The sequence below is a fragment of the Paenarthrobacter sp. A20 genome, from assembly GCF_024168825.1.
Taxonomy (GTDB): Bacteria; Actinomycetota; Actinomycetes; order Actinomycetales; family Micrococcaceae; genus Arthrobacter.
In genome coordinates this window covers 1,930,647-1,954,186 of the sequence record NZ_JALJWH010000001.1, presented here as the reverse complement: position 1 = coordinate 1,954,186, position 23,540 = coordinate 1,930,647, and the positions used below count along the sequence as shown (strand labels likewise).

Annotated in this window: 13 protein-coding genes and 3 rRNA genes; 7 read left to right on the top strand and 9 right to left on the bottom strand. The window is 61.8% G+C overall.

Annotated features, from left to right (window positions below; all coding sequences use genetic code 11):
* The first annotated feature begins 20 nt into the window (after positions 1 to 20).
* The 5 genes from J3D46_RS09290 to J3D46_RS09270 all read left to right on the top strand — a co-directional run bounded on the left by J3D46_RS09290 (position 21) and on the right by J3D46_RS09270 (position 6,178).
* Positions 21 to 1,745 (top strand): ABC transporter substrate-binding protein, encoded by a 1,725-nt coding sequence (locus tag J3D46_RS09290; RefSeq protein ID WP_253466615.1) that lies wholly within the window; start codon positions 21 to 23, stop codon positions 1,743 to 1,745.
* Positions 1,746 to 1,826: 81 nt separating this feature from the next.
* Positions 1,827 to 2,828, top strand: coding sequence for an ABC transporter permease (locus tag J3D46_RS09285; RefSeq protein WP_159708702.1), 1,002 nt, complete (start codon positions 1,827 to 1,829; stop codon positions 2,826 to 2,828).
* Complete coding sequence (locus J3D46_RS09280; protein ID WP_253466610.1) at positions 2,825 to 3,880, top strand: ABC transporter ATP-binding protein; 1,056 nt, start codon at positions 2,825 to 2,827, stop codon at positions 3,878 to 3,880. The genes J3D46_RS09285 and J3D46_RS09280 overlap by 4 nt, the downstream gene beginning before the upstream one ends.
* An 8-nt stretch (positions 3,881 to 3,888) precedes the next feature.
* Positions 3,889 to 4,911 carry an ABC transporter ATP-binding protein gene (locus tag J3D46_RS09275; protein WP_253466608.1) on the top strand — a complete coding sequence of 341 codons (1,023 nt, stop codon included), beginning with the start codon at positions 3,889 to 3,891 and terminating at the stop codon, positions 4,909 to 4,911.
* A 37-nt stretch (positions 4,912 to 4,948) separates the two neighbouring features.
* A complete protein-coding gene (locus J3D46_RS09270) occupies positions 4,949 to 6,178 on the top strand; it encodes an amidohydrolase family protein (RefSeq protein WP_231343228.1) in 1,230 nt (409 codons plus the stop codon).
* 51 nt (positions 6,179 to 6,229) lie between these two features.
* Here J3D46_RS09270 and J3D46_RS09265 read toward each other — a convergent pair whose 3' ends face one another.
* The 3 genes from J3D46_RS09265 to J3D46_RS09255 form a co-directional block, all read right to left on the bottom strand.
* Positions 6,230 to 6,718, bottom strand: coding sequence for a pyridoxamine 5'-phosphate oxidase family protein (locus tag J3D46_RS09265; RefSeq protein WP_253466606.1), 489 nt, complete (start codon positions 6,716 to 6,718; stop codon positions 6,230 to 6,232).
* Positions 6,719 to 6,820: 102 nt separating this feature from the next.
* On the bottom strand, positions 6,821 to 8,080 hold the full coding sequence (locus J3D46_RS09260) for an MFS transporter (RefSeq protein WP_253466604.1): 1,260 nt from the start codon (positions 8,078 to 8,080) through the stop codon (positions 6,821 to 6,823).
* 178 nt (positions 8,081 to 8,258) lie between these two features.
* Positions 8,259 to 9,704: an FAD-binding oxidoreductase gene (locus tag J3D46_RS09255; protein WP_253469191.1), complete on the bottom strand. Its 1,446-nt coding sequence runs from the start codon at positions 9,702 to 9,704 to the stop codon at positions 8,259 to 8,261.
* Positions 9,705 to 9,987: 283 nt separating this feature from the next.
* On the opposite strand from J3D46_RS09255, the gene J3D46_RS09250 reads away from it, so the two are divergent.
* Both J3D46_RS09250 and J3D46_RS09245 read left to right on the top strand, forming a co-directional pair.
* Positions 9,988 to 11,733 carry a glycoside hydrolase family 13 protein gene (locus tag J3D46_RS09250; RefSeq protein WP_253466602.1) on the top strand — a complete coding sequence of 582 codons (1,746 nt, stop codon included), beginning with the start codon at positions 9,988 to 9,990 and terminating at the stop codon, positions 11,731 to 11,733.
* A gap of 19 nt (positions 11,734 to 11,752) precedes the next feature.
* Positions 11,753 to 12,775 (top strand): LacI family DNA-binding transcriptional regulator, encoded by a 1,023-nt coding sequence (locus J3D46_RS09245; RefSeq protein WP_253466600.1) that lies wholly within the window; start codon positions 11,753 to 11,755, stop codon positions 12,773 to 12,775.
* Between the two features lie 9 nt (positions 12,776 to 12,784).
* On the opposite strand, the gene J3D46_RS09240 is transcribed toward J3D46_RS09245, so the two are convergent.
* The 6 genes from J3D46_RS09240 to J3D46_RS09215 form a co-directional block, all read right to left on the bottom strand.
* The gene (locus J3D46_RS09240) at positions 12,785 to 13,267 is read right to left on the bottom strand and encodes an N-acetyltransferase (protein ID WP_231343236.1); all 483 of its coding nucleotides are present in this window, start codon (positions 13,265 to 13,267) and stop codon (positions 12,785 to 12,787) included.
* 31 nt (positions 13,268 to 13,298) lie between these two features.
* Positions 13,299 to 13,793 (bottom strand): SRPBCC domain-containing protein, encoded by a 495-nt coding sequence (locus tag J3D46_RS09235; protein WP_231343238.1) that lies wholly within the window; start codon positions 13,791 to 13,793, stop codon positions 13,299 to 13,301.
* Between the two features lie 104 nt (positions 13,794 to 13,897).
* Positions 13,898 to 14,014: ribosomal RNA gene (rrf, locus tag J3D46_RS09230) — 5S ribosomal RNA — on the bottom strand.
* A gap of 145 nt (positions 14,015 to 14,159) precedes the next feature.
* Positions 14,160 to 17,304, bottom strand: a 23S ribosomal RNA gene (locus J3D46_RS09225).
* A gap of 550 nt (positions 17,305 to 17,854) precedes the next feature.
* A 16S ribosomal RNA gene (locus J3D46_RS09220) occupies positions 17,855 to 19,374 on the bottom strand.
* Together the 16S, 23S and 5S rRNA genes form the textbook arrangement of a ribosomal RNA operon.
* Positions 19,375 to 19,885: 511 nt before the next feature.
* Positions 19,886 to 23,539: a 1,4-alpha-glucan branching enzyme gene (locus tag J3D46_RS09215; protein ID WP_253466598.1), complete on the bottom strand. Its 3,654-nt coding sequence runs from the start codon at positions 23,537 to 23,539 to the stop codon at positions 19,886 to 19,888.
* Position 23,540 lies beyond the last annotated feature (1 nt).

Below are 23,540 nucleotides of genomic sequence, written 5' to 3'. Positions count from 1 at the left end.
ACCCCCTCACAAGGAGCATCATGAAAACCCCTGCAAGAGCACTGGCACTCTCGGTGTTGATCGCCATGGCCGCTACCGGCTGTGGCGCCGGCCAAAGCCAGCCCAGCAGTTCCAAGCCCGCCGGTTCGGTCACGGAGTTGGCCCCCAACGTGGTCAAGTCCGGCTTCAACGGCAAGGGCGGAAACATCAACGTCCTCATGTCTTCCGACTTCCAGACCCTGGATCCGGGCAACAGCAACTATGTCCAGACGGCCAACGTCGGTCAGCTGTACTACCGCACCTTGACCATGGCCAAGGAAACGGCCGGCCAGCCGCCAACTGTCGTCCCGGACCTCGCCACCGATACCGGCAAGGTCTCCGATGACGGACTCAGCTGGACCTTCACCCTGAAGGAAGGCGTGAAGTTCGAGGACGGAACGCCCATCACTTCAGCGGACATCAAATACGGCGTGGAGCGCACCTTCGCGCAGGATGTCTTCACCCAGGCGCCGCAGGAGTTGAACGCAGCGCTCGACGCCGGCGGGTACAAGGGGCCGTACAAGGATCCTTCCGCTGTGCTCAAGGCTGTCGAAACGCCCGATGAGCGCACCGTGGTCTTCCACCTGAAGAAGCCGTTCGCCGAGTTCCCCGCACTGGCATCGCGCTCCAACACGGCGCCGGTCCCGAAGGCCAAGGACACCAAGCTCGACTACACCAACCACCCCGTCTCCTCCGGGCCGTACATGGTGGAGTCCTACAACCGCGGCAAATCCCTCAAGCTGGTCCGCAACCCGCACTGGGATCCCGCCACGGATCCCAACCGCTCCGCCCTTCCGGACACGTTCAGCTTCTCCCTGTCCACCTCCCAGGCCACCATCAGCCAGCAGCTTCTGGCCGACTCGGATCCCAACGCCATCACGCTCGATTCCAACGGTGCCCTGCAGACCTCGGATTCCGCCAAGCTGGCCGACGCCCAGGTCAAGGACCGCGTTGCCTCCGGCCTCCTGGGCTGCAATGACGTCCTGAGCCTGAACACCCAGAAGATCACGGATCCGGACGTCCGCAAGGCCATCGCGCTTGCCCTGGATCGCCAATCCATCCTGGTGCAGTACGGTGGACGCCGCTTCGGTGAGATCACGCAGAGCCCGCTGAACTCCAAGATGCGCGGCTACGTGGAGACCGAACTGGAACTGGATCCCACCGGCAAGCCAAAGCTTGAGGAAGCCAAGAAGCTGCTGGAGGGCAAGGATTACCCCAAGACCCTCACCTACGGCTACGCCAACAACCGGGACGCTTTCAAGAACACCGGCACCGTGGTTCAGCAGAACCTCAAGGCTTTGGGCATCGAGGTTGAGTTGGTTGCGATCCCCGCACCGAACTACTACTCCATCCTGGCCAGCGAGCAACTCCCGGACATGGGCCGCTCCGGCTGGTGTGGCGGCGCCGATCCTGCCTCCATCCGCACCTCCGCAGATCCCCTGCTCGGCCCGAACAACGACGGCACCAGCTACGGCTTCTCCAACACTTCCCGCTACTTCGATCCCGTAGTGTCCAAGGCCATGTTCGAGCTCCGTAATACGGACGGCAACTCGGAGGAACTTGGTAAGAAGTGGTCCGAGGCCTTCGGCTCAGCCTTGAAGACCTACCCGATCGTGCCACTCATCCGCAGCCACACCAACAGCGTGGTCGGTTCCAACGTCCGCAACGCCCAGGTGGGCTACTTCTTCGGCGGCATCGACCTCTCGATCGTCGGCGTCGAGAACTAACCGGGCTTCGAAAATTAATCGGGCATAGTCCAGAAGGAGAAGCGGGCCGCCTGCATCAGCGGGCGGCCCGCAACCACCACAATGATGACTTTCATTCTTCGCCGGACCGGATCGCTGGTATTGCTTCTAGCAGCGGTCAGTTTCATCACCTTCACCCTCTTCCAGCTTGGCCCCTCCGATCCAGCCGCGGCCGCCTGCGGACAGGAATGCACGCCCGAACGCGTCGCTGAGGCCCGCGTGGCCCTGGGCATGGACCAGCCGTTCTTGGTCCAGTACTTCGACTACATCCGCGGGCTCTTCTCCTCCCGGATGATCGGTGCCCCGGGAGCCCAGACCCTCTGCGAATGGCCGTGCCTGGGCAAGTCCTTCCAAACCAATGAGAACGTAGCGGACATCATCGGCCGCTCACTCCCTTACACGTTCTCCATGGCCATCGGCGCGCTGGTGCTGTGGACCATCACCGGCGTCGGGCTCGGCCTCATGGCCGCCCTGCGCAAGGGCTCCCCTGTCGATAAGTTCATTGTCGGCGCCGCCTCCGTGGGTGTTTCGCTGCCCATCCCGGTCACGGGCCTCTTCCTGCTGCTCCTGTTCGTCAACCAGCTGCACCTTTTGCCTTTTACTACCAACGAGATCAACAGCCCCTTTGGCCCGCAAGGACCGGGAGCATGGGTAGCCAACTACCTGCTGCCGTGGATCGCACTGGCCGTCCTCTTCAGTGCTTCCTACATCCGGGTGACGCGCACCAACATGATCGAGACATTCGGCGAAGACTTCATCCGGACAGCCCGCGCCAAGGGCCTGGCACCACGGACTGTGACGTTCAAGCACGGCGTACGGGCGGGCATCACCCCCGTGGTCACGATGCTCGGCATGGACATCGGCCTCCTTCTGGGCGGCGCGGTCCTCACCGAACAGATCTTCTCCGTCCCCGGCCTGGGATTCACCGCAGTGCACGCCGCCATCTCCGGCGACCTCCCTGTCACCATGGCCATCACCATGCTGGCCGCGTTCTTCGTCATCGTCGCCAACGTTGTGGTGGACCTCGCCTATGCCGCCATCGATCCCCGAGTGAGGCTCCAATGACCCAGTTACGTACCACCGCGGCAGCGGCGGGCGCCCCGGCTTCAACCGCCACCGCCCCCTTCCTCGAGGTCCGCGACCTCACCGTGAAATTCCCGACGGACGACGGCGTTGTCTCCGCAGTGAACGGCATGGACTTCGCCCTGGAACGTGGCCAGACCCTGGGCATCGTGGGCGAATCCGGCTCCGGTAAGTCCGTCACCAGCCAGGCACTCATGGGCCTGCTCAAAGGCACATCAGCGCAGGTCAGCGGCCAGGCGATGTTCCAGGGCAAGGACCTGGTCACGCTGCCCGAGTCGGCCATGCGCCAACTCCGCGGCCGCAACATCGGCATGATCTTCCAGGATCCGCTCTCCGCCCTGCACCCCTTCTACACCGTGGGGCACCAGATTGCCGAGGCCTACCTGGTCCACAACAAGGCGAGCAAGAAGCAGGCCCGGGCGGCCGCCGTCGACATGCTGGGAAGGGTGGGTATCCCCAGCCCCGAGCAGCGCTACGACGAGTACCCGCACCATTTCTCAGGGGGAATGCGCCAGCGTGCCATGATCGCGATGGCGCTGATTTGCGAGCCCGAGCTCCTGATCGCCGACGAGCCCACCACCGCCCTGGACGTCACGGTCCAGGCCCAGATCCTGGACCTTATGTCCGAGCTCCAGGAGGAAAGCAACTCTGCGCTCATCCTCATCACGCATGATCTCGGTGTAGTCGCCGAGGTCTGCGACAACGTGCTGGTCATGTACGGCGGCCAGTGCGTCGAGTCCGGGCCGGTGGACGAAATCTTCTACGACACCCAGCACCCCTACACCCTCGGCCTGCTCAACTCGATGCCCACGCTCAACAGCTCCTCAAGCCAGCTGAACCCCATACCCGGCCAGCCGCCGTCGCTCCTTGACCTGCCCAAGGGCTGCATCTTCAGCGCACGGTGCCACTACGCCGAACTCGCCGGCGACGGCGTCTGTGCCAGCCAACGGCCCGAACTGAAGGTCGAGGACGGGCACGGAAAGCGCTGCCATTTGAGTGGCCCGCAGATCATCACCATCCGGAATTCGCGTTAGGACCCGCCATGGACAATCAGCCAATTCTCCAGGTGGAGAACCTGCAAAAGCATTTCCCGCTGAAGGGCGGCCTCCTTCCGGGGGCCGCCAAGAGATCGGTCAAAGCGGTCGACGGCGTGTCGTTCAGTCTTGCCCGAGGCCAGACATTGGGGCTCGTGGGCGAGTCCGGATGCGGTAAGTCGACCACCGGACGCATGGTGGCGCGCCTCATGGACCCGACGGGTGGGCGGATTGTGATCGACGGCGTCGACATCAGCCAGCTGCGTGGCAGGGATCTGTACAACTTCCGGCGTAAGGTCCAGATGATCTTCCAGGATCCCTTTGCCTCGCTGAATCCCCGCCAAACCGTGGGCACGGCCATCGCGGCTCCCATGGTGGCGCAGAAGATCAACCCGCCGGGTGGGCTCAAGAACCGGGTGAAGGAACTCCTGGACCAGGTGGGGTTGAAGCCGGAGCACTACAACCGTTTCCCGCATGAGTTCTCCGGCGGCCAACGTCAACGCGTGGGTATTGCCCGCGCCATTTCCCTGAACCCTTCGGTGATTGTGTGCGACGAACCAGTGTCCGCCCTGGACGTCTCCGTTCAGGCCCAGGTGGTGAACCTGCTGCAGCAGATCCAGCGCGACACCGGCGTTTCCTACATCTTCATTGCGCACGACCTCTCCGTGGTCCGGCACATTTCCCACGAAGTTGCTGTGATGTACCTGGGCAAGATCGTGGAACAGGGGCCCCGTGACGAGCTCTTCCAGAACCCGCTGCACCCCTACACCAAGGCGCTGCTCTCGGCAGTGCCGCTGCCGGATCCCCGGGCGGCCCGCGAACAGGTAAAGATCCGGCTCCGCGGCGACCTGCCGTCTCCGGCCAATCCGCCCAGCGGCTGCGTCTTCCGGACCCGTTGCCCCTTGATCGGCACGCTTCCGGAAGAACAACGTCAACGCTGCATCGACCAGATTCCCACACCGGCCGCGCCTGCAGCCCCCGCCTGCCACCACGCAGGTATGGCGGCATCGGTCCTGGCTGGCGTGCAATAGACGCAGGCAATAGATTCACTACCAAAAGGAGCAAACATTGAACACCCTGATCCGCGCCGTCCGCCCGTGGGGGCAAGCGCTCAGCGACGTCTCCCTTGTGGCGGGCGAAACAGGCGGCAAGATCACCGGCGTCGAGCCCCATGATCCGGCCCGCGCCGTTCCGGCTGGCGTCACTGTCGTGGAGGGGCGCGGACGCCTGCTGTTGCCGTCCTTCTCGGACGTCCACGTGCACCTGGATTCCACCCGCATCGGCTTACCCTTCCGTGAACACACAGGTGGTCCAGGCGTATGGACCATGATGATGAACGACCGTCAAAACTGGCGCAACGCCGAGGTCCCGCTGCAGGAGCGGGTGAACGACACGTTGGGACGGATGATCGCGCGGGGCACCACCCGTGTGCGTTCCTATGCGCAGGTGGATGTGGACTGCAGGCTGGAGCGTTTCGACGCCGTTGCTGCCGCCAAGGAGAAGTTCGCCGGCCAGGCTTCGGTGGATATCATCGCCTTCCCCCAGGCCGGTTTGTTGCTGGAGGAGGGCACTGTTGAGCTGATGGAAGAGGCGCTGAAGGCCGGTGCCAACGTCATGGGTGGCATTGATCCCTGCACCTTGGACAGGGACCCGGCGAAACACCTGGACATCGTGTTCGGCCTGGCCGAGAAATACCAGGTCCCTATCGATATCCACCTCCACGAACCCGGTGAACTGGGAGTCTTCAGCACGGACCTGGTACTGGAACGCACCCGCGCCCTGGGCATGCAGGGCAAAGTAACCATGTCCCACGCCTACCAATTGGGCAGCGTCAACGAAGCGACTACCCGCAGGCTGATTGATGCCTTCGCGGAGCTGGATGTCTCCCTGGCTTCGGTTGCTCCCTCCGCTGCTGGCCAGTTGCCCATCCCGCTGCTCACGGAGGCCGGAGTCCGGCTTGGCCTGGGCGAGGACGGCCAGCGCGACTACTGGTCTCCGTACGGCAACACCGACATGCTGGACCGGACGTGGCAACTCGCCTTCACCCATGGTTTCCGCAAGGACGAGTTGATCGAGCACTCCCTGGCCATCGCCACGATCGGTGGCGCGAGCATCCTTGACCCCAACGCGACCCGGCTCAAGGACACGGCCCACCGTCCCGGCGTCGAGGTTGGAGATCCTGCTGAACTGCTCCTGGTGGACGGTGAAACAGTGGCCTCCACAGTGATGGACCGTGGCAAGGACCGCACCGTGATCCACGCCGGCCGGGTGGTGGCTGACCAGTTGGAACTCGTCTAGCTGGCGCAGGAAACCCGCCCTCGTTTCGAGGGCGGGTTTTGGCGTTAAGGGTCACTCGCCCCGTGCCGTGGGTGCGTCATCCAGCGGTGTCCACCACGTCACCGCAGGGGTGACTGCGAAGCGGCGGCCCGTCACGCTGCCCGGATTGATCCGAATGAATTGGTCCTTCTGGCCCGCCTCCCATGGAAAGAGCAGGAGTCCGATGGTATCCAGCACGTCCTGGGTCAACTTAACGGCAGAGGCCTGCCCTTTGACCACCACGCTCCACGCCACGCCTGTTTCTGCGTTGACGCCATCGGCCTCGATGGCAACCGGAGCATCGCCGAGTGCCGCATGGAGCTTGGTGCCTTCGCCTGTCCGGAACACCATGGTTCCGTGGTCCACTTTGTAGTTCACGGGGAAGATGTCTGGGTGGTCATCCACCACCACGGCAAGCCTGCCCACTGAGACACCCCTAAGGAGCTCCCAACACTCGTTGGTCTCAAGGATCTCGGTGGCGGGTGTGCTTGGCTGATTGGCCCCTGATGGTGAGTTGGTCATATCGCCGAGGATACGCCGACGGCTTGCCACTCAACAGGCCTGCCGGCGGCTGGCACAGCCAGGCCCGACTCTGTTCGTTTCTCCCGGCGCGCCGGGGCAGGATCACCGAACAGGCGAGGGTTTCGCCGCGTCCTGCCGGGATACTTCAGCCCCTTCCACGTTCACAAGCGGTCCGCGGACAGCAAAGAATCCGGCACCGGCCAACACCACGGCTTCGGCAGCGAGCGCCCAGAACGTCACTTCCCAGCCGCCGGTCATGGTGTGCAGCAACCCTGCGAGCAGCGGACCGAGCGATGCCAACGCGAATCCAAGGCCCTGGCTCATGGCCGAGAGCCTCCCGGCTGATGGCGGCCCTGCGGATCGGATCACTACCAGCGCCATGGCCAGTCCGAACCCTGCGCTCTGGACAACTCCAAGGATCCCGACGGCGAGGAACTGCAGCTCAGCCGGTGCCGAGAGGACACCCAACAGCGCGAGAGCAACCGTCATTCCAAGCCCGGGCGCCATGATCCGCAGGACGGCGGGACGGCCAGCCACCACGGGGGCCAGCAAACTCGCTGGGAGCCCGGCAAGGCTGAACCATGCCAGCAAGGACGCGGCGTCGGCTGGCGACAGGCCCCGGGATACCAGATAGACAGCCAGCCAGGACGTGATGGCGAAGTACAGCATGGCCTGGAGGCCGAAGAAGGCCGTGACCGCCCATGCCGTCCCCTGCTTCCTGAGCGGCGTGGCGGGACCAGCACCTATGGTTGCTGTGCCCGCCGAGGTGGGTGCCGCCGTCGGGCGCCCTCCGGACCGCTGGATGAGGAACGCCGCCACCAGGGCGGGGACCGCCCACACGGCAAGCGCTGAGTGCAAGTTGCCGCCGAAGGCCTGCTCCAGTGGCTGGACCAGTCCGGCACCGAGCGCAGCTCCGAGCCCGAAGCCCATGGTGCAAAGGCCCGTCCACCACCCGCTGCCGCGGTTTGCCTTGACGATCTGGGGAACCAGTACGCTCGCAGTCATGATCGCGCTGCCGGCGAGGAACGTTCCGGGTAACAGGAGTGCCGGAACAGTAGCCCGGACAACCAGCGCCGCGGCCAGGACCAACAGGGCCACGGCAACGGCACGCCCGGTCCCGAGCCGGCGGGCCAACCATGGCCCCATCGGCCCCGAGATACCGAAAGCCAACACAGGCAACGTCCCCAACAACGGAAGCAGCGCGGGGTCCAGGCCGAACACTCCGGGCACCTGGTTCATCACCCCGGCAACGGTAGTAATGGCCGGCCGAAGGTTGACCGACACCATGACGAGCGCCAGCAGGGCCAAACCCGTCATCAGCCTCGGACCCAGTCCCGCTCCAGCCTGCCGATTCTTGCGCACGTCATTCCCCTCATAGCATCTTTGGTATACCAAGTAAGACTATGAGGAAGATGAGGGAAAGTAAATGCGGATAAACAAGCAGGCTGGATGTGACAATCGAAGGAAATGATGCCCTTTGGAATACCAGCGAAGGGTCCAGTGGTTGGCATCGTCCCCTGCGGGACGCCCTAAGGCAGCGCTAGATGGCTTTCCCCGGATTCAGAATTCCCCGCGGATCGAACAACTCCTTGATCCGCCGCTGCAGCTCCCGCACCGGCTCGGGCTGCTCCAGGCCCAACCAACGCAGCTTGTACTGCCCGACGCCGTGCTCGCCAGTGATCGTTCCACCCATCTCCAGGCCCACGCGAATGGATTCGTCCAGGGCAGCATTGAGGCGCTGCAATGCGTCAGCATCGGTTGCGGGATCCACGCGGTCCATCCAGAAGGTGGGGTGCAGATTGCCGTCGCCGGCGTGGGCCACTACCTTGAGCCGGACCTGAAAACGGGCGGCCATGGCTTCGAGCGCTGCAACGAAGTCGACCAGCCGTGAGCGCGGGACAGCGATGTCCTCACCCACCCTGAATTCGTCGTCCACTTCGACGCCGCGGCTGTTGCGGCGGAGTTCCACCAGCATCTCGGCCTCAGCGCTGGCTTCCATGGTCACCGTAGCGCCGCCATCGGCCAGCACTTGCCGGACGACGTCTGCTTCCGCGGCCGCACCGAAGCCGTCGGTCTGGATCAGGAGCAGGGACTTGCCGCGCTTTTGCAGGTCGCCGCCGTGGAGTTCGTCCAGCTGTACCAGTGTTCCGTTGTCCAGGAGTTCCATGATGGCGGGCTGCACCCGGGCCCTGCCTACGGCCAGAACGCCTGCGGCTGCGCTGCGGAAGTCCCGGTAGAACGCCGCAATGGTGTGGACTTCGCGGGGCAGGTATTTCAGCCGAACCGTCACTCCCACCACGATGCCCAGCGTTCCTTCCGAGCCCACCAGCAGGGCAGTCAGGTCGTAGCCCGCCACGCCTTTGAACGTTTGGTGGCCGGTGTGCATCAACGAACCGTCCGCCATGACGACATCGAGCGCCAACACGGAATCGCGTGTCACGCCGTATTTGGCACACCGCAGTCCCCCGGCGTTGGTGGCCACGTTGCCACCGATGGTGGACATCTTGTAGCTTGCCGGGTCCGGCGCATACATCAGGCCGTGTTCGGCCGCGGCAGCGTTCAGCTCCGCGTTGATGACACCGGGTTCGACGACGGCGGTTTCGTCGTCGGGGTTCAGATCCAGGATCCGGTTCATCCGCTCGAGTCCCAGGACGATGCAGCCTTCGGTGGCATGGGCCCCGCCGGAGACGCCGGTTCCAGCACCCCTGGCGACGATCGGCACGCCATGTGCGGCGCATCTGCGGACGATGTGCTGCACGTCCTCCACGGATTCGGCCCAGACGACGGCCAGCGGTAAGTGCCGCTCAAGCATTGGCCCTTGGTCGATGGAGTAGACGGTGAGGGTTTCCTCATCCCCGGCTACTTGGTCGGCCCGGAGACCGGCCGCCAGCTCCTGCAGGAACGCTCGTTGCGCGGCTGTCTGCCGGAGCTCTTCCGGGTGACCAGCAGTGCGGTCCTTGATACGTTCCTCTGATGTACCGGCCATGGCCGTTTCGTCCGACAAGGTAATACCTCCACATGAGCGCCGCGGACACGCCAAATCGGCAGTCTTCGCAGCATTTTCAGTGCTCACAGTCTAGCCAGAGCGGCATGGCTCATCGTTGGCGGGGCCCGGGACCCGGCAGGAACTACCCTCCTGCAAGCGCTTCCAAACGCTCTGCACCGAACGGGATGCCGTGAAATACCAATGTGATCTAGCCCCCTAAAAGACAGGACACTTCCTATTGGAAGCGTTTCCAATTCCCCGAAATGTCTTTTACGATGTGACCATGTCCGTCGATTCCCTGCTCCCGGTTGAGGCCCACCAGCCCCCTGTAGCATTCACTCAGCTCACGCCTATTCATGACGCCTCAACGGCGCACGGGTGGTGGCGTTCCGCCGTGATCTACCAGATCTACCCGCGGTCCTTCCGCGATCTGAACGGTGACGGCGTAGGTGACCTGGCTGGTATCACGGCGGAACTCGCGCAGCTTGCGAACCTGGGCGTCGACGCCGTGTGGTTGTCTCCGTTCTACCGCTCACCCCAGCGGGACGCGGGATACGACGTCAGCGACTACTGCGATGTCGATCCTCTGTTCGGCACCTTGGCCGACTTCGATGCCCTCATAGCAGAAGCCAACCGACTCAACCTCCGCGTGATCGCGGACCTCGTTCCCAACCACTGTTCAGACCAGCACGTCGCCTTCCAAGCGGCACTCACTGCTGGCGCCAACAGCCCCGAGCGCGACATGTTCATCTTCCGGGACGGACAAGGACCCGACGGCAACGAACCTCCCAACAACTGGCAGTCCCACTTCGGCGGCCCGGCATGGACGCGCATCACCGAGCCGAACGGACAGCCCGGACAATGGTTCCTGCACCTGTTCGACTCATCACAGCCTGATTTCAACTGGGACAACCCTGCCGTCCACGCCGAGTTCGAACGCGTCCTCCGCTTCTGGCTTGACCGCGGCATTTCCGGCTTCCGCGTGGACGTGGCACACGCACTCGTCAAAGCCGCCGGCCTCCCCAACTGGGGCGGCCGCGCCGACGGCAACAGCTCCGACGGATTCCCGGGCCACGACGCACCCATGTTTGGCCAGCCGGCCCTGCACGACATCTACCGCCGCTGGCGTTCCATCCTGGAAGACTACGGCCCGGACCGCATCCTCTGCGCCGAAGCGAACGTGGATCCGCTCCCCCGGCTGGCACAGTGGGTCCGCCCTGACGAGATGCACCAGGCCTTCAACTTCCCGTACCTGCATGCCGGCCTGGACATCAACCGGCTGCGCCACATCATCACCGATTCCTTGGTCTCCCTGGACGCAGTAGGCGCCCCCAGCACGTGGGTGCTGTCCAACCACGATGTAGTCCGGCATGTCACACGCTTCGGGTACGACGGCCCCGGTCCCCGCGACGGTGACGGCATCGGCCCTGACGACGCCCAGCCCAACGAAGAACTCGGACGACGCCGGGCTGCCGCGGCCACCATGTTCATGCTCGGCCTGCCCGGTGGCGCCTACCTTTACCAGGGCGAGGAACTGGGCCTCCCCGACTCCACCAGCATTCCCGGCACCATGCGCCAGGATCCTACCTTCGCCCGTACCGGGGGTGCGCGCATCGGCCGCGACGGCTGCCGGGTACCGCTCCCCTGGAGGTCCGCCGAGCCGCACGCCGGTTTCGGCGGCGGCCTGGATCCGTGGCTGCCGCAACCCGAGTCCTGGCCGGCCTTGGCCAGGGACAAGCAGGAGTCCGATCCGGCGTCGCACCTAAACCTCTACAGGGAGATGCTCGCCCAGCGTGCCGCGCACCGTCTCGGCCAGGGATCCCTCGCCTGGGTGGAGGACTATTGCACATGGTCTTCGCTGGCCTACCTCAACGGCACTACCTTGGTGATCATGAACGTCGGGACTGACCCGATGCCGCTCCCGGCAGGCCAGACGGTTCTGCGCAGCTCCGCGGCGGGAACCGGCGCTGATCAACCAGACGCTGATCAACTAGGCTCTGGGGAGACAATCTGGCTGACAGTCAGCTGATTTTTGCATGAGGAGCGGCATGACCGGCATCAAGGACGTAGCCGAGCGCGCAGGGCTGTCCGTTGCCACTGTTTCACGCGCGCTGAGCGGTAAGGGCAACGTATCCCCGAGCAGCCGCGAACGGGCACGCTCCGCAGCTGCTGAGCTCGGTTTTGTGTTGTCCTATCACGCCTCAAGCCTGGCCTCCGGTCGCACGCACAACGTCGGCTTGGTTGTCCCCTCGGTGCACCGCTGGTTCTTCTCAGCGGTAATCGAGGGCGCCTCCGCCGCCCTGCTCCAGGCCGGCTACGACCTCACGCTGTACAACATCGGCGAAAACCCCGCGCATCGGCACAGTGTCTTCAACGACTTCCTGCTGCGCAAACGCGTGGACGCAGTCATCGCAGTCTCCCTGGAACTCAGCGAAGCCGAAATTCAGCAGCTCCATGCAATGAACAGGCCGATTGTGGGTATTGGTGGCCCCCTGCCGGGAGCCTCCACCATCAGGATCGACGACACCGGAATCGCCATGAAGGCCACCAACCACCTCCTTGGCTTGGGTCATACCAAAATCGCGCACGTCACCGGTCATGAGGCCTACGACCAGGACTTCCATCTTCCTGGAACCCGTCGCGGCGGCTTCGAAAAAGCCATGAACGACGCCGGCTGTCCAGTCAGGCCCGAATGGATCGTTTCTGCGGACTTCACCGTTGAAGGCGCCTACAAGGCAGCCCGGCAACTGCTGGCAAGCGCGCCCGAACGTCCCACCGCGGTGTTCGCAGCATCCGACGAAATGGCCATCGGCACCATTCTGGCCGCCCGGGACTTCGGGCTGCGCATCCCGGATGACCTGTCAGTGGTGGGCATCGACGGACATGACCTGGGCAACGTCCTGGGCCTGACCACCATCGACCAGGACGCCAAGGGCCAGGGAGCCTTGGCCGTGCGCACCCTCCTGGGCGCGATCAGCAATGGCCTGGTCCTGGAACCAGCCGACGCGGAACACCCCACGAGGCTCGTGGTGCGGACAAGCACGGCCGTGCCGAAGGAGGCCTCTTCCTAGCCCTGGCTTCTATGTCAGGCAGCGAACCATCACAAGCTCCAGCTTGGACGTGTCCTGCGGATACGGCCTGCTTGCACCGGTGGTTTCGAAGCCGTGCCGCCTATAGAAGGCCAACGCCCGGGTGTTATCCTCATGGACCCCGAGCTCCAGGAGTTCCGCCGCCAGCTCCTGCGCTGCGGCTTTGCACGATTCGTGGAGCAGTTCGTCAGCCAAACCCAATCCACGGTGCTCCGGGGCGACATAGACGCTGATGAGCATCGCCTGCAGGGGCTTCTGTGGCTCCTGCGGGTGTTTGACCACTACTCGCATCAGTGCACAAATTTTGCTGCCCTCCACACCGGCGTCAGCCACCAAAGTGATACTGGCATCCCCGGACATGGCCGCCGCACGTTCCTGCCACTGCGTATCAGTCTGCCGGCGGGCAGCATCCAGGCTCTCGATGTAGGCCATGGGTGTATCCGAGAGCATCTCGAGGCGGACTGCCTTCAGCAACCGCCAATCATTGGCGTGGAGTCTGCGGATCCTAGGCAACGGCTCCGCCCATGAATCTCACATAGCGTTCAAGGACGCCTGGCCAGCCTTCGGCGTAGGATGCACGAGAAGCAGCAGGATCTTCGGCGCCTTCCCAACCGTCATGGACCAGCCGGACTTCGGTGCCATCATCCACAGCCCGGAAGGCAACCCGGATCTCAGTGGACCACAGAGGTGTGCTGGCCGGATACCAGCTGGCGTGGAAGGACAGCGGAGGCTGCCAATCGTCGATGGTCCCCCACACCGACGTACGGCCATCCTCTGCGGTCTCCAGGATCAGGTTTTCCTCGAACTCAACGTGCGATCCTGCGCCGAAGACACTCTCCTTCTCCAGGGGCCACCACAGGTGGGGATGATCGGTGAATCCCTGGAATGCATGCGGGACGTTCGTGGGAACCACGACGGTGATGATGAGAGGCTCCAAAGCATCACCGTCCTGCCGGGACGGCTCGGGTTCCGATGCGGGGTGGCTGAAGAGGTTTTCCATGACCACCAACTCTACCGGTGGCAAAAGGCACACAGGTGGGTTAAACAAGGGTGGTTAAATGTGAAGAGCCCCGACCGTCGTGGTCGGGGCTCTTCTTAATGGTTGTCCGGCGGTGTCCTACTCTCCCACACCCTCCCGGGTGCAGTACCATCGGCGCTGTGGGTCTTAGCTTCCGGGTTCGGAATGGGACCGGGCGTTTCCCCCACGCTATGACCGCCGTAACTTTGTTACCCGTCCGCGCCCCGGTGGTGGGGTGGGTGGGAAGTGTGGTTACAACTGTGGTGTTGTTATTTTGTTGTGTTTTTGTTCCTGGAACAAGCGGGTTGTTGTTCGGGAACCACATAGTGGACGCGTGCAGTGTGTTGTGTGGTGTAAGTTGTTGGCCTATTAGTACCGGTCAGCTTCACGAGTCTTTAGTCCTCGCTTCCACATCCGGCCTATCAACCCAGTGGTCTGGCTGGGGGCCTCTCACACATAAATGTGTATGGAAATCTCATCTTGAAGCGAGCTTCCCGCTTAGATGCTTTCAGCGGTTATCCCATCCGAACGTAGCTAATCAGCGATGCACTTGGCAGTACAACTGACACACCAGAGGTTCGTCCGTCCCGGTCCTCTCGTACTAAGGACAGCCCTTCTCAAATTTCCTGCGCGCGCAGCGGATAGGGACCGAACTGTCTCACGACGTTCTAAACCCAGCTCGCGTACCGCTTTAATGGGCGAACAGCCCAACCCTTGGGACCTACTCCAGCCCCAGGATGCGACGAGCCGACATCGAGGTGCCAAACCATGCCGTCGATATGGACTCTTGGGCAAGATCAGCCTGTTATCCCCGAGGTACCTTTTATCCGTTGAGCGACGGCCATTCCACAATGTACCGCCGGATCACTAGTCCCGACTTTCGTCCCTGCTTGAGATGTCTCTCTCACAGTCAAGCTCCCTTGTGCACTTACACTCGACACCTGATTGCCAACCAGGCTGAGGGAACCTTTGGGCGCCTCCGTTACTTTTTAGGAGGCAACCGCCCCAGTTAAACTACCCATCAGGCACTGTCCCTGACCCGGATCACGGGCCGAAGTTAGATGTCCAAAGTGACCAGAGTGGTATTTCAACGATGACTCCACCCGAACTGGCGTCCGGGTTTCAACGTCTCCCACCTATCCTACACAAGCCACTCCGAACACCAATACCAAACTATAGTAAAGGTCTCGGGGTCTTTCCGTCCTGCTGCGCGTAACGAGCATCTTTACTCGTACTGCAATTTCGCCGAGTTTATGGTTGAGACAGCGGGGAAGTCGTTACTCCATTCGTGCAGGTCGGAACTTACCCGACAAGGAATTTCGCTACCTTAGGATGGTTATAGTTACCACCGCCGTTTACTGGGGCTTAAATTCTCAGCTTCGCCACAAGTGGCTAACCGGTCCTCTTAACCTTCCAGCACCGGGCAGGAGTCAGTCCGTATACATCGTCTTGCGACTTCGCACGGACCTGTGTTTTTAGTAAACAGTCGCTTCCCCCTGGTCTCTGCGGCCCACACCCGCTCACGGAGAGCAAGTCTCCATCACGGGGCAGGCCCCCCTTCTCCCGAAGTTACGGGGGCATTTTGCCGAGTTCCTTAACCATAATTCTCTCGATCGCCTTGGTATTCTCTACCTGATCACCTGTGTCGGTTTGGGGTACGGGCGGCTAAAACCTCGCGTCGATGCTTTTCTTGGCAGCATAGGATCACCGGATCCCCCCAAACGGGAGTCCCATCAGATCTCAGGATTGTGCTCGAAACACACAGGAACGGATTTGCCTATCCCTGACCCTACATCCTTAGACCGGGGCAACCATCGCCCGGCCCGGCTACCTTCCTGCGTCACACCTGTTAATACGCTTACCTCCCGGGATCAGGTCCCGCGCTCGGCCAAAACCCACAACACCACAAGGGTGAGCGGGCAGGCTCCGGGCGGTTAGTATCCCCCGCTTGGCATGGGCGGTTTTTCGCCGGTACGGGAATATCAACCCGTTGTCCATCGACTACGCCTGTCGGCCTCGCCTTAGGTCCCGACTTACCCAGGGCAGATTAGCTTGACCCTGGAACCCTTGATCATTCGGCGGACGGGTTTCTCACCCGTCTTTCGCTACTCATGCCTGCATTCTCACTCGTGTAGGCTCCACCGCTGGTTTCCACCGCGACTTCACTGCCCACACGACGCTCCCCTACCACTCCACACCCCTGAACCACGAAGGCTAGGGCAATGTGTGAAATCCACAACTTCGGCGGTGTACTTGAGCCCCGCTACATTGTCGGCGCGGAATCACTTGACCAGTGAGCTATTACGCACTCTTTCAAGGATGGCTGCTTCTAAGCCAACCTCCTGGTTGTCTTCGCAACTCCACATCCTTTCCCACTTAGCACACGCTTAGGGGCCTTAGTTGGTGGTCTGGGCTGTTTCCCTCTCGACTATGAAGCTTATCCCCCACAGTCTCACTGCTGCGCTCTCACTTACCGGCATTCGGAGTTTGGCTGACGTCAGTAACCTTGTAGGGCCCATCGGCCATCCAGTAGCTCTACCTCCGGCAAGAAACACGCAACGCTGCACCTAAATGCATTTCGGGGAGAACCAGCTATCACGGAGTTTGATTGGCCTTTCACCCCTACCCACAGCTCATCCCCTCCATTTTCAACTGAAGTGGGTTCGGTCCTCCACGACGTCTTACCGTCGCTTCAACCTGGCCATGGGTAGATCACTCCGCTTCGGGTCTAGATCACGCCACTACACTCGCCCTATTCAGACTCGCTTTCGCTACGGCTACCCCACACGGGTTAACCTCGCGACGTAACACTAACTCGCAGGCTCATTCTTCAAAAGGCACGCCGTCACCAGAATCAGACTGGCTCCGACGGATTGTAAGCACACGGTTTCAGGTACTGTTTCACTCCCCTCCCGGGGTACTTTTCACCTTTCCCTCACGGTACTGGTCCGCTATCGGTCATTAGGAAGTATTTAGGCTTATCAGGTGGTCCTGACAGATTCGCACGGGATTTCTCGGGCCCCGTGCTACTTGGGATCCTCTCCAGGCGGCACACAACATTACGGTTACGGGGCTCACACCCTCTCTGGCCGGCCTTTCAAGACCGTTCACCTATGCTCATGCTCTCACCCCATTGGTCCGGCAGAACCAAAACGGAAAGTCCCACAACCCCGCCCATGCAACGCCCGCCGGCTATCACACATGGAACGGTTTAGCCTCATCCGCGTTCGCTCGCCACTACTAACGGAATCACTCTTGTTTTCTCTTCCTGCGGGTACTGAGATGTTTCACTTCCCCGCGTTCCCCCCACGCACCCTATGTGTTCAGATGCGGGTCACACAATCACCATGACAGCGTTGTGCGGGGTTTCCCCATTCGGACATCCTGGGATCAACGCTCGGTTATCAACTCCCCCAGGCTTATCGCAGATTCCTACGTCCTTCTTCGGCTCCTAATGCCAAGGCATCCACCGTGTGCCCTTAAAAACTTGACCACACAAAGATCAAAAACTTACTCGAGAGAACCACGACCACAAGGGCCAGGTTCATTCATAAGAAATTGCTGTAAGAACACACACACCAACCCCCAAAAGGATCAGCCACGTGCGTGCTCTAGATGCTCGCGTCCACTATGTAGTTCTCAAACAACAACCCCATCAACCAGACCACCACCCACCACAACCCACACAGGGCTGAAAACAGTGACCAGCAGTACCGGAAGCAGGAACAAAAGAAACACCAGAAGTGCCCCCCTGCATTGCTGCAAAAAGGTCCTGTTGCCTCAGGACCCAACAGTGCGCCAAACACAACCCCCACAAACCGCACGCCCCGGCCACGTTCCAAACAACACCACACCCCAAAGAGGCACAGGTCGCCGTACTGGCACCAGGACACAACCGGTAAAGGCCATGCCAAACAAGTTTGATTCGTTGATATTCCACCCATGAGCACCCACCGCAGAACAGACGCCTGCGCAATGGGCAACACTGACAACCACCACCACACCCATGCAGGCGCAGCAACCAGTTGCTAGCAGCTCCTTAGAAAGGAGGTGATCCAGCCGCACCTTCCGGTACGGCTACCTTGTTACGACTTAGTCCCAATCGCCGGTCCCACCTTCGACGGCTCCCCCCACAAGGGTTAGGCCACCGGCTTCGGGTGTTACCAACTTTCGTGACTTGACGGGCGGTGTGTACAAGGCCCGGGAACGTATTCACCGCAGCGTTGCTGATCTGCGATTACTAGCGACTCCGACTTCATGGGGTCGAGTTGCAGACCCCAATCCGAACTGAGACCGGCTTTTTGGGATTAGCTCCACCTCACAGTATCGCAACCCTTTGTACCGGCCATTGTAGCATGCGTGAAGCCCAAGACATAAGGGGCATGATGATTTGACGTCGTCCCCACCTTCCTCCGAGTTGACCCCGGCAGTCTCCTATGAGTCCCCGCCATAACGCGCTGGCAACATAGAACGAGGGTTGCGCTCGTTGCGGGACTTAACCCAACATCTCACGACACGAGCTGACGACAACCATGCACCACCTGTAAACCGACCGCAAGCGGGGCACCTGTTTCCAGGTATTACCGGTTCATGTCAAGCCTTGGTAAGGTTCTTCGCGTTGCATCGAATTAATCCGCATGCTCCGCCGCTTGTGCGGGCCCCCGTCAATTCCTTTGAGTTTTAGCCTTGCGGCCGTACTCCCCAGGCGGGGCACTTAATGCGTTAGCTACGGCGCGGAAAACGTGGAATGTCCCCCACACCTAGTGCCCAACGTTTACGGCATGGACTACCAGGGTATCTAATCCTGTTCGCTCCCCATGCTTTCGCTCCTCAGCGTCAGTTAATGCCCAGAGACCTGCCTTCGCCATCGGTGTTCCTCCTGATATCTGCGCATTTCACCGCTACACCAGGAATTCCAGTCTCCCCTACATCACTCTAGTCTGCCCGTACCCACTGCAGAACCGGAGTTGAGCCCCGGTCTTTCACAGCAGACGCGACAAACCGCCTACGAGCTCTTTACGCCCAATAATTCCGGATAACGCTTGCGCCCTACGTATTACCGCGGCTGCTGGCACGTAGTTAGCCGGCGCTTCTTCTGCAGGTACCGTCACTTTCGCTTCTTCCCTACTGAAAGAGGTTTACAACCCGAAGGCCGTCATCCCTCACGCGGCGTCGCTGCATCAGGCTTGCGCCCATTGTGCAATATTCCCCACTGCTGCCTCCCGTAGGAGTCTGGGCCGTGTCTCAGTCCCAGTGTGGCCGGTCACCCTCTCAGGCCGGCTACCCGTCGTCGCCTTGGTAGGCCATTACCCCACCAACAAGCTGATAGGCCGCGAGTCCATCCAAAACCACAAAAGCTTTCCACCCCCCACCATGCGATGAGGAGTCATATCCGGTATTAGACCCAGTTTCCCAGGCTTATCCCAGAGTCAAGGGCAGGTTACTCACGTGTTACTCACCCGTTCGCCACTAATCCCCCAGCAAGCTGGGATCATCGTTCGACTTGCATGTGTTAAGCACGCCGCCAGCGTTCATCCTGAGCCAGGATCAAACTCTCCGTTGAAGTAAAACAAATCAAACAGACACAACCACACCCACCGGAAATAACGGTAGAACGCGGCTGCACAAAATTCGAAACCAGCTGAAAACCAGCCCACCACACACGGGGGTGCATGACAGAACTGGCATAAATTTCAACCAATCAATAAAACAATCGGTATCAACAAACTTGGCACACTATTGAGTTCTCAAACAACAGACACACCCGGCACCACCCACACCCCACAGGGTCCAGGATCGCTCCGGAGCAACTTTTCAAACTTACACGCTGCCTGCCTCCGGGTCAAATCGGTGAACTTGACTTGATTTTCCTTGCGGTTTCTTGTCAGCTTCACCGTCCTCCACTGGGGAGCAGCGCGGGTACTAACTATACCCCTACTCGGCCGGGATGGCAAAACCGCTCAGCGACATGCCTCTTCGTTCGAGAAAAATCCCCGGAAACAAAGGGAAGAGGGCCCGGAGCGCGTGGCTCCGGACCCCTCACGGCCTACTGAATCCCCCTAGGAGCCAAGTCTCTACTCAGCTGGCGTGAACCAGGAAGCGCCAAGAGGCGGAAGCGTGATGGTCAACGCTGCGGGCTGACCGTCGGTCCCTGGCGCCGAAGCCTTCAGCGATCCCGCATTGACCACACCCGAACCGCCATACGTTTCAGAGTCGGTGTTCAGGACTTCCCTCCACTCCCCAGAAGACGGAACTCCCAGGATGTAGTCCTGGTGCGGGCCGCCTGAGAAGTTGACGGCGCATACCAACGGCTTGCCGTTGTGATCCCAGCGAATGAACGTCAGGACGTTGTGGTCCGCATCCCCGCCATTGATCCACTGGAAACCACCGGCCTCGTTGTCCCGTTCGTAGAGGGCCGGCGTGGACGAGTAAATCCCGTTCAGGTCCTTGACCAGCAGCTGGAGTCCCCGGTGGGCGGGAATGTCGGCGAGGAACCAGTCCAGTCCATATTGCTCGGACCATTCGGCCTCCTGTCCAAACTCGCTGCCCATGAAGATGAGCTGTTTGCCCGGGTGTGCCCACTGGTAGGCGAAGAAGGCCCGGAGGTTTGCCAGCTGCTGCCAACGGTCACCAGGCATCTTCCGGAGCATCGAACCCTTGCCGTGAACTACCTCGTCGTGGCTGATGGGCAGCAGGAAGTTCTCCGTGAAGGCGTAGACCATGGAGAACGTGATGGTGCCGTGATGCCATTTGCGGTTGATGGGGTCTTCGGAGATGTACTTCAGGGAGTCGTGCATCCACCCCATGTTCCACTTCAGGCCGAAGCCCAGGCCTCCGTGGTTGGTGGGGGCGGTTACCCCCGGGAACGCGGTGGATTCCTCGGCGATGATGATGGCGCCCGGGTGCGACTTGTAAACCGTCGCGTTGACTTCCTGCATAAAGGAAATAGCTTCGAGGTTTTCGCGTCCGCCGAACTTGTTGGGCCGCCACTGTCCTTCCTCACGGGAGTAGTCCAGGTAGATCATGGAGGCCACGGCGTCCACGCGCAGGCCATCGATGTGGAACTCCTCCAGCCAGTACAGCGCATTGGCCACCAGGAAGTTCCTGACCTCGCTGCGTCCGAAGTCGAAGATCAAAGTTCCCCAGTCGGGGTGCTCGCCGAGTGCGGGGTCGGAGTGCTCGTACAGCGGCTGGCCGTCAAACTGTGCCAGCGCCCAGGAATCCTTGGGGAAGTGGGCCGGTACCCAGTCCAGGAGGACGCCAATGCCCGCCTGGTGCAGCGAGTCCACCAGGAACCGGAACTCATCCGGGTGCCCGAACCGCGACGTCGGCGCGAAGTAGGACGTCACCTGGTAGCCCCAGGATCCGCCGAAGGGGTGCTCCGCCACCGGCATGAACTCAACGTGCGAGAAGCCAAGCCATGTGACGTATTCCACGAGCTCCTTGGCCAGTTCTTTATAGCCAAGGCCCAGGCGCCACGAACCCAAATGGACTTCGTAGACGCTCATGGGTGAGTTATGCGGGTCCATCTGAGCGCGGGCATTCATCCATTCCGCGTCCTTGAAGCGGTAGCTGGGATCCACGACGCGTGAGGCGGTCAGCGGCGGAACCTCGGTGCCGAAAGCCAAGGGATCGGCCTTCTCTACCCAGTGACCTCCCTTGGTGAGGATCTCGTATTTGTAGCACGCCCCTGCTACAACACCCGGAATGAACAGTTCCCAGACGCCGGACGAACCCAGCGAGCGCATTCCATGCGAGCGCCCGTCCCATCCATTGAAGTCGCCCTTAACCCGGACAGCCTGGGCGTTCGGTGCCCAGACGGCGAACGAGACCCCATCTACATCGCCGAGCGCGGAACTGTAGTGCTGCACGTGGGCACCGAGGACGTCCCAAAGGCGTTCGTGGCGACCTTCACCGATGAGGTGCAGGTCCACCTCACCTACGGTAGGCAGGTAGTGGTACGGGTCATCGATGGTGACCGGTTCGGCGTCGTACACCACTTCCAAACGGTAGTCCGGCACGTGGCCGGCCTGCAGCGGTTCCAGGACGGCAACCCACACGCCATGCGCTTCGTGAGTCATTTCCGTGCGGCCGGTTTCGGTCACCACCACCACGGACTTGGCGAGGTGCTTCACCGTTCGGATGGTGACGTGGCCGTGGTCGTCCAGATGTGCGCCGAGAACAGAGTGCGGCGCATGGTAGGCGCCGGCTGCCACGCGTTCCAAGGTCTCGGTGTCCACATGCAGTGGGACTCGCGGCCGTTCGGTGCGTGCAGAGCCAGTCATGTCTTTACCTTCCGCTATAGCTGCCGCATGCTTGCCGCGGCTTGAGTTGTCGAGGATTTTTCGCGATGCATTCACCGGTATGGACAGCCAGTCGGGCCGGTTCCGCAGCTCGTAAACCACCTCGTATAAAGCCTTGTCCAGCCACAATGCCACAAAGAGCGGCGAGCGGCGGTCTATGGTTCCGGGAGTGACTTCGATGTACCCCTCAAGGAACGCTTCTGCGCACTCGTCCACCCAGGAGTCGGGAACCTTGGCGTTCGCATTTTCGCGCGTCGCGGCACCGGCAGCGTAGTCGAACGAGCGCAGCATGCCCGTGACATCGCGGAGGGGAAGATCGGGAGTATTACGTTCATCGATGGTCCGTAGCGGCTCGCCCTCGAAGTCGAGGATCGCCCAACGTTCCGGCTGCCCCTCGGCGCCGGGAACCAAAAGGATCTGCCCCAGGTGCAGGTCACCGTGCACACGCTGCAACCGGCCAACGTCCCGGGGATCCAGAGCCGCCAGCAGCTCTTCCAGATTGTCGTCATAAGGCCCGACGGCGGATGCGGCTTCTGCCCACGACTGGCGGACGCGCCGGACAACAGTTGCGATGATGTCCGGGCCCTGTTCCTGGCCGTCCTGGATTCCAAAGGTTTGCGCGAGCCTGGCGTGGACCGTGGCAGTGGCCGCCCCCAGCCCACGGGCCTCGGCGGTGAAGTCCTTGCCGGCTGCTGCGGCCTCTACTGCCAACCGCCAGGCGTCCAATCCACCGACCAGGAATTCGTGGGCTACAGTCAGCTCGCCAGTCGCCGCTGCTGTACCGTTCGACGCCGGCCCGTCCCACGAGCCCGTGATCCAGCCGAGCGTCGCGGGAACCTCACTGGTCCCGGCTGCGGTCAGGGCAGCGCCCAGTTCAACCTCGGGATTCCTGCCAGCCGCCAGCACTCGGAAGATCTTCACGATCGCCGCCGAATGGCCGTCGTCGATGATGACGGACGTGTTGGACTGCTCCCCGGACAGAACGCGTACGGAGGTGGGTGTTTCCGGGAGCGCGACGCGTCCACGCGTCAGGTGCCCCTGGGCGAGTCCCACCAGGCCCTCGCTGCGCATCAACTCCAACCAGGCGGCGACGAACCCGGCGTCGAAGACGGCGTCGTAGATCAGGTGGAGGCCCGAATCGTCGGTAAACTCACCCACCAAGGCGGCCGGAGCGTCCACCAGCGGTTGGCTCCGATAGCTCAACGGAACCTGGACCACGTCGGTCCGGGGACCGCCGTCGGCCGTCCGGTAGGTCACGGCCAGCAGCACCACCTCAAAAGCAGCGTCACCGCCAGTGCCCGGGAGGCTGAAACCGCCCACCTGCTCCAGCGCAAAATCGGGGCTATTGACCGGGAACCAGCGCTTGCCTGGAAGCCAGTTACGGAGAAGTCCTTCAACGGAGGGGTTCAAGTTGTCCTTGCTCATC

Bases quoted from the DNA above. Each gene is read 5' to 3' on its own strand.
- J3D46_RS09290 (WP_253466615.1), top strand. From the start codon at position 21: ATGAAAACCCCTGCAAGAGCACTGGCACTCTCGGTGTTGATCGCCATG.
- J3D46_RS09285 (WP_159708702.1), top strand. From the start codon at position 1,827: ATGATGACTTTCATTCTTCGCCGGACCGGATCGCTGGTATTGCTTCTA.
- J3D46_RS09280 (WP_253466610.1), top strand. From the start codon at position 2,825: ATGACCCAGTTACGTACCACCGCGGCAGCGGCGGGCGCCCCGGCTTCA.
- J3D46_RS09275 (WP_253466608.1), top strand. From the start codon at position 3,889: ATGGACAATCAGCCAATTCTCCAGGTGGAGAACCTGCAAAAGCATTTC.
- J3D46_RS09265 (WP_253466606.1), bottom strand. From the start codon at position 6,718: ATGACCAACTCACCATCAGGGGCCAATCAGCCAAGCACACCCGCCACC.
- J3D46_RS09255 (WP_253469191.1), bottom strand. From the start codon at position 9,704: ATGGCCGGTACATCAGAGGAACGTATCAAGGACCGCACTGCTGGTCAC.
- J3D46_RS09250 (WP_253466602.1), top strand. From the start codon at position 9,988: ATGTCCGTCGATTCCCTGCTCCCGGTTGAGGCCCACCAGCCCCCTGTA.
- J3D46_RS09245 (WP_253466600.1), top strand. From the start codon at position 11,753: ATGACCGGCATCAAGGACGTAGCCGAGCGCGCAGGGCTGTCCGTTGCC.
- J3D46_RS09235 (WP_231343238.1), bottom strand. From the start codon at position 13,793: ATGGAAAACCTCTTCAGCCACCCCGCATCGGAACCCGAGCCGTCCCGG.
- J3D46_RS09215 (WP_253466598.1), bottom strand. From the start codon at position 23,539: ATGAGCAAGGACAACTTGAACCCCTCCGTTGAAGGACTTCTCCGTAAC.